The organism is Agromyces sp. NPDC056389 (assembly GCF_042262385.1).
Taxonomy (GTDB): Bacteria; Actinomycetota; Actinomycetes; order Actinomycetales; family Microbacteriaceae; genus Agromyces.
Genome location: NZ_JBHJPN010000001.1, coordinates 2,278,846 through 2,289,641, shown reverse-complemented (window position 1 = coordinate 2,289,641; position 10,796 = coordinate 2,278,846). Strand labels below are relative to the sequence as shown.

11 protein-coding genes are annotated in these 10,796 nt (G+C 70.8%); 7 read left to right on the top strand and 4 right to left on the bottom strand.

Translation table 11 applies throughout. The features are described 5' to 3' along the window. Nucleotides 1–39 precede the first annotated feature (39 nt). Entirely contained in the window at nucleotides 40–1,422 is a 1,383-nt protein-coding gene (purB, locus tag ACFCVM_RS10740; protein WP_375836162.1) for an adenylosuccinate lyase, read from the bottom strand. Then, on the bottom strand, nucleotides 1,419–1,946 hold the full coding sequence (locus tag ACFCVM_RS10735; protein WP_375836161.1) for a low molecular weight protein-tyrosine-phosphatase: 528 nt from the start codon (nucleotides 1,944–1,946) through the stop codon (nucleotides 1,419–1,421). Before ACFCVM_RS10735 ends, purB begins: the two co-directional genes overlap by 4 nt. Here ACFCVM_RS10735 and ACFCVM_RS10730 point away from each other — a divergent pair. The 3 genes from ACFCVM_RS10730 to ACFCVM_RS10720 all read left to right on the top strand — a co-directional run bounded on the left by ACFCVM_RS10730 (nucleotide 1,945) and on the right by ACFCVM_RS10720 (nucleotide 4,920). Further along, nucleotides 1,945–2,943 carry an aminoglycoside phosphotransferase family protein gene (locus ACFCVM_RS10730; RefSeq protein ID WP_375836160.1) on the top strand — a complete coding sequence of 333 codons (999 nt, stop codon included), beginning with the start codon at nucleotides 1,945–1,947 and terminating at the stop codon, nucleotides 2,941–2,943. The two genes, ACFCVM_RS10735 and ACFCVM_RS10730, sit on opposite strands and share 2 nt — an antisense overlap. 97 nt (nucleotides 2,944–3,040) lie before the next feature. After that, on the top strand, nucleotides 3,041–3,406 hold the full coding sequence (locus ACFCVM_RS10725) for a hypothetical protein (protein WP_375836159.1): 366 nt from the start codon (nucleotides 3,041–3,043) through the stop codon (nucleotides 3,404–3,406). Continuing rightward, nucleotides 3,391–4,920 carry a hypothetical protein gene (locus tag ACFCVM_RS10720; protein ID WP_375836158.1) on the top strand — a complete coding sequence of 510 codons (1,530 nt, stop codon included), beginning with the start codon at nucleotides 3,391–3,393 and terminating at the stop codon, nucleotides 4,918–4,920. The genes ACFCVM_RS10725 and ACFCVM_RS10720 overlap by 16 nt, the downstream gene beginning before the upstream one ends. Here the strand turns inward: ACFCVM_RS10720 and ACFCVM_RS10715 are convergent. Then, entirely contained in the window at nucleotides 4,883–5,269 is a 387-nt protein-coding gene (locus ACFCVM_RS10715; protein WP_375836157.1) for a phage holin family protein, read from the bottom strand. The two genes, ACFCVM_RS10720 and ACFCVM_RS10715, sit on opposite strands and share 38 nt — an antisense overlap. A gap of 50 nt (nucleotides 5,270–5,319) precedes the next feature. On the opposite strand from ACFCVM_RS10715, the gene ACFCVM_RS10710 reads away from it, so the two are divergent. The 4 genes from ACFCVM_RS10710 (at nucleotide 5,320) to ACFCVM_RS10695 (ending at nucleotide 10,129) form a co-directional block, all read left to right on the top strand. Beyond that, a complete protein-coding gene (locus ACFCVM_RS10710) occupies nucleotides 5,320–6,444 on the top strand; it encodes a histidinol-phosphate transaminase (RefSeq protein ID WP_375836704.1) in 1,125 nt (374 codons plus the stop codon). 16 nt (nucleotides 6,445–6,460) lie between these two features. Next, entirely contained in the window at nucleotides 6,461–7,603 is a 1,143-nt protein-coding gene (locus ACFCVM_RS10705) for a thiamine pyrophosphate-dependent dehydrogenase E1 component subunit alpha (protein ID WP_375836156.1), read from the top strand. Between the two features lie 95 nt (nucleotides 7,604–7,698). After that, a complete protein-coding gene (locus ACFCVM_RS10700; protein WP_375836703.1) occupies nucleotides 7,699–8,658 on the top strand; it encodes an alpha-ketoacid dehydrogenase subunit beta in 960 nt (319 codons plus the stop codon). Between the two features lie 67 nt (nucleotides 8,659–8,725). Continuing rightward, a complete protein-coding gene (locus ACFCVM_RS10695; protein ID WP_375836155.1) occupies nucleotides 8,726–10,129 on the top strand; it encodes a dihydrolipoamide acetyltransferase family protein in 1,404 nt (467 codons plus the stop codon). Nucleotides 10,130–10,158: 29 nt separating this feature from the next. Here the strand turns inward: ACFCVM_RS10695 and ACFCVM_RS10690 are convergent, their stop codons facing one another. After that, nucleotides 10,159–10,644, bottom strand: coding sequence for a GNAT family N-acetyltransferase (locus ACFCVM_RS10690; protein ID WP_375836154.1), 486 nt, complete (start codon nucleotides 10,642–10,644; stop codon nucleotides 10,159–10,161). Nucleotides 10,645–10,796 lie beyond the last annotated feature (152 nt).

Here is a 10,796-nt window from a genome sequence, read left to right as displayed (position 1 = left end):
AGGGAGGCGCGCATCCCGCGACGCGGGTTGAGCCGGAGGTCAGCCGAGGCGGTCGACGAGTTCCGAGGCGATGCCGGTGTAGGAGCCCGGCGTGAGCGCGAGCAGTCGCTGCTTCGCCTCGTCGCCGATCTCGAGCGCGTTCACGAACTCGGCGAGCTCGCCTGCGCCGACCCGCTTGCCGCGGGTGAGCTCCTTGAGCATGGCGTACGGGTCGGCGATCGTCGAGCGACCGGCGACGACCTCTGCTCGGATCACCGTCTGGATCGCCTCGCCGAGCACCTCCCAGTTGCCGTCGAGGTCGGCGGCGAGCACGGCGAGGTCGAGGTCGATCTCGCCGAGGCCACGCTGGATGTTGTCGAGTGCGAGCATCGAGTGTCCGAAGCCGACGCCGATGTTGCGCTGCGCGCTCGAGTCGGTGAGGTCGCGCTGCATGCGGCTCGTCACGAGGGTCGCGGCCAGCGAATCGAGCAGGGCGGAGGAGAGCTCGAGGTTCGCCTCGGCGTTCTCGAAGCGGATCGGGTTGACCTTGTGCGGCATCGTCGACGATCCGGTCGCGCCGGGCGCGGGGATCTGGCGGAAGATACCGAGCGAGATGTAGGTCCAGATGTCGGTGGCGAGGTTGTGCAGCACGCGGTTGGCATGCGAGATCTTGCCGTAGAGCTCGGCCTGCCAGTCGTGCGACTCGATCTGGGTGGTGAGCGGGTTCCACGTGAGGCCGAGCGACTCGACGAACTCGCGGGAGACCTCGGGCCACGAGACATCCGGAGCTGCGACGACATGCGCCGAGAACGTGCCGGTCGCACCGGAGAACTTGCCGAGGTACTCGGTCGCCTCGATCTGGCGCTCGATGCGCCGCAGGCGGTGGGCGAAGACCGCGAGTTCCTTGCCCATGGTCGACGGCGTCGCCGGCTGGCCGTGGGTGCGCGAGAGCATCGATGCATCGCGGTGCTCGCGGGCGAGCGCTTCGATCGTCTCGATCACGGCGCGGTACTTCGGAAGCCAGACGCCCTGCACGGCGTCGCGCACCGTGATCGCGTAGGAGAGGTTGTTGATGTCTTCACTCGTGCAGGCGAAGTGCGTGAGCTCGGCGATCGCGTCGAGGCCGAGGTCGCTGAGGCGGCGGCGCACGTAGTACTCCACTGCTTTGACGTCGTGCCGGGTGGTGGCTTCGAGGCCTGCGAGCTCGTCGATGTCGGGCTGGCCGAAGTCGGCCACGACCTGGCGCAGGCTCGACTTCTGGTGGTCGGTCAGCGGCGAGGTGCCGAAGAAGCCGCGGTCGGTCTGGGCGATCAGCCATTCGACCTCGACGTGCACGCGCGCCCGGTTGAGGCCGGCCTCTGAGAGGTGCTCGCCGAGCTCTCCGACCGCCGAGCGGTAGCGACCGTCGAGGGGGCTGAGCGGCTGGGGAGGCAGCGAAGTCATCGGATTCCTTGTCTGAGTGCTGGTGCGAGTTGCCGGAAGAGCGCCGACGTCGACCGTTCAATCATCTCAAGGACTCGATCGAACATCGGTTCGTCGGAGTAGTAGGGGTCGGGGACGTCGTGCAGCTCGGTCGATTCGGGCTCGAATTCGAGGAGCATCCGCACCTTCTCCTGCTCGGTGGGGCCCGGCGCCCAGTTCCGCAGGATGCGCGCCTGTCCGCGGTCGAAGGCCACGACGAGGTCGAGCCGCGGAAAGTCGGTCGCCTCGAACTGGCGGGCGCGGTGGTGGCGTCCGTCGTAGCCGGCGCGTTCGAGCGCGTCGATCGTGCGCCGGTCGGCGGGCTCGCCGACGTGCCAGTCTCCGGTCGCTGCCGACTCGATCGCCAGACGGTCGCCGAGCCCGGCCCGTTCGGCGTGCGCGCGCAACACCACCTCAGCCATCGGTGAGCGGCAGATGTTGCCGGTGCACACGAATGAGACCCGGAACGGCGGCGCGTCGTCCCCCGCGGAATCCGCTCGCGTCATGGGTTCCATTGTGGACGACATCGGGCGATCCCACAGCACCAATTCGGGGGCGGTACGCTGGGCGGTCGAGCGTGGCGGAGAGACGGGGGTGGGCACGATGACGGATGCCCCCGAGCCCGACATCGTCGTCGACGAAGCTCTCGCGGAGGCGCTGGTGGCGTCGCAGCACCCCGACCTCGCCGGACGGGTCGTGCTGGTCGCGAACGGCTGGGACAACGCGATGTTCCGGCTGGGCGAGCACCATCTGGTGCGGTTGCCGCGCCGCACGATCGCCGCGGACCTGGTGCTGCACGAGCAGCGCTGGCTGCCCTCGATCGCCGAGCGCGTCTCGGTGCCGGTGCCCGCACCCGAGCGGATCGGACGCCCGGCCCCCGAACTCGGATTCGACTTCCCGTGGAGCATCCTGCCGTGGTTCGACGGCGTGAGCGCGGCCGACGTGGAGCCTTCGGCGCGAGCCGGGGCTGCGACTCCGCTCGCGGCGTTCGTCGCAGAGCTCGGCGTCTCCGCGCCCGCAGAGGCCCCGCGCAATCCGTATCGCGGCGTGCCGCTCGCCGAGCGCGACGAGGTCGTGCGCGGAAGGCTCGAGCGCGGACTCGCAGTGCGGCCCGAGAGAATCGAGGCGCTCCGCGCCGTCTGGGACCGTGGAATGGCCGCGGCGGAATGGTCGGGACCGCCGGTGTGGCTGCACGGCGACCTGCATCCGGCGAACCTCGTGCTCGCGGCATCCGGACGCCTCGCGGCCGTGGTCGACTTCGGCGATGTCTGCGCCGGCGACCCGGCCTGCGATCTCGCGACGGCCTGGCTCGGCTTCGACGCGCTCGATCGCGCCGTCTTCCGCACGGAGGTCGATCGCCTTCGCGAGACGGATGCCGCGATGTGGGACCGCGCCCGTGCCTGGGCGCTCGTGCTCGGCAGCGCGATCGTCGACACGATCGGCACCGGCGGGCGACTCGGCCGGGTGGGCGTGCAGGCGCTGGACGCAGTGCTCGTCGACTGAGGCGACACTCCTCCTCCACAGGTGCGACCGGCGTCGCCGGTGCATGCAATGGCCGACGCGAGGTCGATCGGGTCAGCGGCTCCGCGACGCTCGTCGCATGCTCGATTCCGATCCGTACGCACTGGCTGCGAGGGGCACCGCGGTGACGCTCGCTCGCATCGACGACGCGAGGGCGCATCTCCTCATGCTCCGGTCGTTGCTGGCCGAGGTGCAGGAGTCCGTGCACCGGCTCGTGCCTCCGACGACCGGGGCCTGGAGGTCTGCCGCTGCCGATGGGTACGTGCGTGGTCTCGACGACCTCCGCGCCCGCGTGCTCGCCGCTCGCGATGGGCTGGTGGATGCCGAGGCGGCCCTCGTCGACCGCATCCGGCGCATGGAGCTCCAGCTCGAAGCGCAGCGCGCGACACTCGTCGAGCACACCGCCCCGGCCACGCGAATCGATGCCGCGTGGACGACGCACTGACCCTGAGCGGCGGCGGATCGACCGCTGTCGCGACCGATGAGCTCTTCGCCGATGCCGCGCGCCTGAGCGGCACCGAGGCCGTCGTGGCGGACTGGCACGAACGCGCGCGCGTCATCAGCCGCGGCCTCATCGAGCTCGACCTCGCGGAACCGGCGGCCGGGCCCTCGGACATGTCCTCCCCGACGTGGAGCATCGCGATGGCGAGAGCTCGACTGCGCGAAGCCACCGACGTCGCCGGGCGACTTCGAGAGGCGCTGATCGGGAGCGCCGAGCGCTACGGCGCCACCGAGGGTGCTGTGGCGGCGCTCTGGCGGATCGCCGGCGGACCGCTGGCATGGATGGTGGGCGGCGTGGTGGTGCTCCCCGGGGTCCTGATCGGTGGCGGTGCGCTCGCCGGCATCATCGCCGGCGCGAACGGACTCGGCTGGCGCACGCCGCTCGAGACGTGGCTCGCCGACCAGAAGGGAGTGCTCTCCGACCCGGTGTTCGTGCGTGCGGTGCGCATCGCGGTGGACTCGGCCGACGAACTCGTCGCCGGCGGCTTCCGCGTGCCGGCGGGACTCGGCGTCGGCGTCGGCGCCGAGATCCGGGCGCCCGAGTCCGCGTCGATCGCCCTCGGAGTCGCCGGGCTGTTCGGCGCCACGCGCGGCAGCCGGTTCCTCGTCGACGGGCCCGTGCGAGTGAGCCGCCCGATCCCCGACGGGCGCACCGATCAGAGCGCGGGCGCTCGCGCGGCTCGCACCGAGGCGCATCCGCTCGAGGGGCCCGTCACCGCACCCGCCGGCGTCGCCGACCTCGTCGACCGCATCCCGCCCACCGACGCCGGAGCGCAGGTCCGGGTCGAGCGCTACGGCGACCCGACCGATCCGCGGTGGATCGTCTACCTCGGTGGAACGGTCGACTTCACGACGACCGCCGGAGCGGAGACCAACGACATGACGAGCAACCTGCACGGCATCGCCGACGACTCGGCGCTCGATGCCCTGCGCATCGCCGGCGCCGACTCCGCGGCGCTCGAACGCGCCGCCCGTCTGGCCCTCGTCGAGGCCGGGGCGCAGTCGGGAGACCCGCTCCTGCCCGTCGGGTACTCGGGCGGCGGCATCGCGGTTGCTGCGCTCGCCGGAGACCCCGAGCTGAACGTCGTCGCCGCGGTGAACGTCGGCGGCCCGGTCGCGTCGGCGGAGCTCCGTGACGGGGTGCCCCTGCTCTCGGTCGAGCACGAGGAGGACCTCGTTCCCGCGATCGGCGGGTCGGGGCATCCGTCGCCCGACCGGCTCACCGTCTCGCGGAGCGTGCTCGAGGCGGGCGTCGTGTACGACGACGCGGTACCGGCCCACCGGCTCGAGCGCTATCGGGAGACCGCGGCACTGATCGACGCCTCCGACGAGGCGCGGCTCGCAGCGTTCCGCGAGCAGGTCGCGGAGTTCACCGGCGGTGGCGCAGGCGAGATGACCCGGTGGGTCGCGAGCCGGGAGCTCAGCCCTTCGACACCGGACGCAGCACGAGGCCGATGAGCCAGCTGATGAGGCCGAGCACGAGCGCTCCGAGCACGCCCCACCAGAAGCTCTCGACCACGAGGCCGAAGCCCATGAGGTCGCTGATCCAGTCGACGAGGAGCAGCAGGAGGCCGTTGACGATGAAGGAGATGAGGCCGAGGGTCAGCACGTACAGCGGGAACGCGACGATCCTGATGAGGTTGCCGATGAAGGCGTTCACGAGACCGAAGATGAGCGCGACGAGCAGGTAGGTGAGCACCGTCGCCACCTCGGTGTCTTCATAGGGCACGACGCTGACGCCCGACACGATGAGGGTCGTGAGCCAGAGGGCGAGCGCGATGACGATGACCTTGACGATGAACCGCATGGCACCACTCTGTCAGACGAGGCCGTCGAGAACGAAGGAGTACGGTGGAAATCGTGACCGCACCGGAGCCCACGGGGGCGCGCGTACGCCTGCGCCCCGAGATCGCCGCCCTTCCGCCGTACCGCCAGGGGCGCCCCGCGCCCGCCGACGGCTTCAAGCTCTCGAGCAACGAGAACCCCTTCGGCCCGCTGCCCTCGGTGGTCGACGTCGTCGCCGCAGCCGCGCACGACATCAACCGGTACCCCGATGCCACGGCGCTCGCCCTCCGCGAACGACTGGCCGAGCGCTTCGGCGTCACCGCCGACGAGGTGCTCGTCGGCGCCGGTTCGGTCGCGCTCCTCGCCCAGTTCATCCTCGCGGCGGCGGCTCCCGGAGACGAGGTGCTCTACTCCTGGCGCTCGTTCGAGGCCTACCCCGGCCTCGTCACGGTCGCGGGCGCCACGAGCGTGATGGTGCCGAACCGCGCCGATCACGGCCACGACCTCGACGCGATGGCCGACGCGATCACCGATCGCACGCGCGTCGTCATCGTCTGCTCCCCGAACAACCCCACAGGCGTCGTCGTGACCGCCGCCGAGTTCGAGGCCTTCATGGCGAAGGTGCCCGCCGACCGGCTCGTGCTGCTCGACGAGGCCTACGCCGAGTTCGTGCGAGGCGACGGCAGCGCCGCCGACGCCGTCGACGGCAGCACCCTCATCGGCCGTTACCCGAACCTCGTTGTGCTCCGCACCTTCTCGAAGGCCTACGGACTCGCGGGGCTGCGGGTGGGCTACGCGATCGGCCCCGTCGAGCTGCTCGATGCGGCTCGCGCGACCGCGATCCCCCTCGGGGTCACGGCTGCCGCGGCATCCGCTGCCATCGCATCGCTCGAGCCGGCCGCCGAGGCCGAGCTGCTCGAGCGCGTCGGCGCGATCGCCGACCGGCGCGACCGCGTGCACGCCGCCCTCGTGGCGCAGGGCTGGCCGGTGCCGATCGCCCGCAGCAACTTCGTCTGGCTGCCCGCCGGGGATGCGACCGTCGACGTCGCCGAGCGCCTTTTCGACGCCGGAATCGTGACGCGCGCCTTCGCTCCCGATGGCATCCGCATCTCGATCGGCGAAGAAGAATCTGTGGAGATCCTCCTCACGATTCTGGGTGAGCTTGTACCGGGCTCACAAGAAGGGCACCCGCAGTAGCGGGTAGCGTGGAACGGTGGCAGCCCGCGAAAGAGAGTTCACCGCACCGACGGTCCAGCTCCTGACCCCCGAGGGCGACCTTCGTCCCTCCCCCGAGGCCGAGGCCTACCTCCCGCTCGTCGAGGCGTTGAGCGATGCCGAACTGCAGCGCTTCTACCGCGACATGGCGGTCTCGCGCCGCGTCGACGTGGCGGGTGCGAACCTGCAGCGGCAGGGCCAGCTCGCCCTGTGGGTGCCGAGCCACGGTCAAGAGGCGGCGCAGGTCGGCTCAGCGCACGCGGCCCGACCGCAGGACCATCTCTTCCCGTCGTACCGCGAGCACATCGTCGGCATGATCCGCGGGCTCGACCTCGCCCGCATCTTCGCGCTGCTGCGCGGCGCCACCCTCGGCGGATGGAACCCCGAGGAGAACGGCAACTTCCACCTCTACACGCTCGTGCTCGCGTCGCAGACGCTGCACGCGACGGGCTACGCCATGGGGCTCCAGTTCGACGGCGCGACCGCGACGGGCGACCCCGAGACGGATGCCGCGGTGCTCGTGTACTACGGCGACGGCTCGACCTCGCAGGGCGACGCGAACGAGGCGCTCGTCTTCGCCTCGAGCTACCAGACCCCGCAGGTCTTCTTCATCCAGAACAACCAGTGGGCCATCTCGGTGCCCGTCGCGCGGCAGTCGCGCAGCCCCCTGTCGTTGCGCGGCGGCGGCTTCGGCATGCCGGGCGTGCGCGTCGACGGCAACGACGTGCTCGCGAGCTACGCGGTCACCCGCCAGTCGCTCGAGGAGGCGCGCGCCGGCGACGGCCCGAGCCTCATCGAAGCCGTGACGTACCGCATGGGCGCCCACACCACGGCCGACGACCCCACGAAGTACCGCACCGACGACGAGGTGGCCTACTGGGAGGCACGCGACCCGATCACGCGCTACCGCACGTGGCTCGAGGGCCGCGGGGCATCCGCTTCGTTCTTCGCCGACGTCGACGCGGAGGCGAACGACATCGCCGCCGACCTGCGCCGCCGCGCGCTCGAGCTGCCGGCGCCGACGCGCGAGGCGATCTTCGAGCACGTCTACAGCGAGCCGCACCCGCTCATGGTCGAGCAGGCCGCATGGCTCGAGAACTTCGAGACCTCGTTCGAGGGCCCGGCAGGGGGCGCGGCATGAGCGCCCGCACCGAAGAGGAGAACCACGTGACGGATGTCGCGAGCGACACGCCCTCGACCGGCGAGGCGCCAGTGCGCGGCGTGCAGACGCTCTCGATGGCCAAGGCCATCAACGCGGGCCTCCGCGAGGCGCTCCGCGTCGACGAGAAGGTGCTGCTCATGGGCGAGGACATCGGCCCGCTGGGCGGCGTCTTCCGCGTGACCGAGGGGCTCTCGGCCGAGTTCGGCGAACGGCGCATCCTCGACACCCCGCTCGCCGAGTCGGCGATCGTCGGCACCGCGATCGGCCTCGCGATGCGCGGCTACCGCCCGGTGATCGAGATCCAGTTCGACGGGTTCATCTTCCCGGCGTTCGACCAGATCACCACCCAGCTCGCGCGCCAGACGGTGCGCCACGACGGCACCCTCTCGATGCCCGTCGTGATCCGCGTGCCCTACGGCGGCCACATCGGCTCGATCGAGCACCACCAGGAGAGTCCCGAGGCGTACTTCGCGCACACCCCGGGCCTGCGAGTGGTGAGCCCGTCGAACCCGCACGACGCGTACTGGATGATCCAGGAGGCGATCCGCTCCGACGACCCCGTGCTGTTCTTCGAGCCGAAGAGCCGCTACTGGCCGAAGGGCCCCGTCGACCTCGACCACGCAGGCCTTCCGCTGCACGCGAGCCGCGTCATGCGCCAGGGCACCGATGTCACCGTGGTCGGCCACGGCGCGATGATCGCGACGCTGCTGCAGGCGGCCGACATCGCCGAGACCGAGGGCCGCAGCATCGAGGTCGTCGACCTGCGCTCGCTCTCCCCCATCGACTACGGGCCCCTGCTCGAATCGGTGCACCGCACGGGGCGTCTCGTCGTCGCACAGGAGGCGTACGGCAACGTCTCGGTCGGCTCCGAGATCGCTGCGACGGTCGCCGAGCGGGCCTTCTACTCGCTCGAGGCGCCGGTGCTGCGCGTGTCGGGCTTCGACACGCCGTTCCCGCCGGCCGCGCTCGAGACCGAGTACCTGCCGAGCCCCGACCGAGTGCTCGAGGCGGTCGACCGCGCCCTGGCGTACTGACACGGAGCGGCGCCGCGCCGCGCTGACATGACGATGACGGCATAGACCGACTGCGAGGGTAAAGAGTATGAGCGAGATCCGATTCCCCCTCCCCGATGTCGGCGAGGGCCTCACCGAGGCCGAGATCGTGCAGTGGCGGGTCGCGCCCGGCGATCGCATCGCCCTCGACCAGGTCTTCGTCGAGATCGAGACCGCGAAATCGCTCGTCGAACTGCCGAGCGCATTCGAGGGCGTCGTCTCGGAACTGCTCGTCGAAGAGGGGAACACGGTCGACGTCGGCACGCCGATCCTGGTCATCCAGACGGATGCCGCTGCGCCCGCCTCCGGCGCCCCGACTCCGCCCGACCCCGCCATCGTGGCCTCAGCGCCTGCGAGCACGGCGCCTGCGGTCCCGGCGCCCGCCGCCGAAGAGAGCGGCGCGGTGCTCGTCGGGCACGGCAGCTCGGGGCCGGCGGCGACGCGGCGCAAGCGCCATGTCACACCCGATGGAGCGCACGGTCATCTCGCACCCGTCACCGCTCCCCCGGTGACGCCGGCGAACCCGAGCCCCGCGGCCGCGGTCGGGGCCGCGGCATCCGCTGCCGTCGTTCCATCGCGGCCCGCGCCGCAGCTTCCGGTCATCGCGAAGCCGCCGATCCGCAAGCTCGCGAAGGACCTCGGCGTCGACCTGTCACGCGTCGCGCCCACGGGCCCGATCGGTGACATCACTCGGGACGACGTCATCCGCGAGGCCAGCCAGGCGAGCGTCTTCCGCAACATCCAGACGCCCGAGCGGCCCGAGGGCCGCGAAGAGCGCATCCCGGTGAAGGGCGTGCGCAAGGCGATCGCGAGCGCGATGGTGCAGAGCGCCTTCCAGGCGCCGCACGTGAGCGTGTTCGTCGACGTCGACGCGAGCCGCACGATGGAGTACCTGAAGCGCCTGAAGGCCTCCCCCGATTACGCGGGCGTGCGCATCTCACCGCTCCTGATCATGGCCAAGGCGATGATCTGGGCCGTGCGCCGCAACCCGACCGTCAACGCCCAGTGGACCGACACCGAGATCGTCGTGAAGAACTACGTGAACCTCGGCATCGCCGCGGCCACGCCGCGGGGACTCATCGTGCCGAACGTCAAGGAGGCGCAGGCGATGACGATGGTCGAGCTCGCCACCGCGCTCGAACAGCTCACGCTGACCGCGCGCGAGGGCAAGACGCAGCCCGCCGAGATGCAGAACGGCACGATCACGATCACGAACATCGGCGTCTTCGGCATGGACACGGGCACCCCGATCCTGAACCCCGGCGAGGTCGCGATCGTCGCGCTCGGCACGATCAAGCAGAAGCCGTGGGTCGTCGACGGCGAGGTGCGACCGCGATTCGTCACGACGATCGGTGCCTCGTTCGATCACCGCGTGGTCGACGGCGACGTGGCCTCGCGATTCCTCGCCGACGTCGCGTCGATCATCGAAGAGCCGGCGCTGCTGCTCGAGTAGGCGCTCGCGCCTCACCCGCCTCGCAGCGGCTACAGGTGCAGGTCGTAGGTGATCGCCTCGGCCGTGCGCGAGGACTGGGCGAAGCCGGCCCCCTCGAGCGCACGACGGGCCGGCAGGTTCGGCACCTCGGCCTCGGCGCGCAGAACGATCACGCCGGCCCTTCGGGCGAGCTCGACGACGGCCGCGACGGTGTGCGTCGAGAGCCCCTGCCCGCGCACGGCGGGCACGAGCCCGAACGCGAACTCGACGGCGCCGTCGTCGCCGGGCGGACCGAAGAGATTCACTCCCCCGATCGCCGGGCCGTCTTCGCCTCGTCGGACGAGGTAGGGGCCGTAGGGCGTCGGATCGCCGTTCTGCTGCACCATGCGGAGGTACTCGGCGAGCAGTTCGGGCTCGTCGGTGAAGGCGTACGCGCCTTCCCATCCGTCATGGGGGTCCACCTCGCCCGAGAGCACGCGCTCGGCATCGGCGACGGTGAACGGATGCAACGTGAGAGGAGCTGTCGTCGTATCCACGTGCTTCACTCTCCCACGTCGGTCGGACACTCGCCAGAGCTGTCCACAGGATGTCGCCGGAATACGGGGAGCATCGGCGGATGTTCACGAAGTGTGTCCGATTCCGTCGCTTCATGGTTTTGACAATCATTATCAATAAGACGTACGGTGGG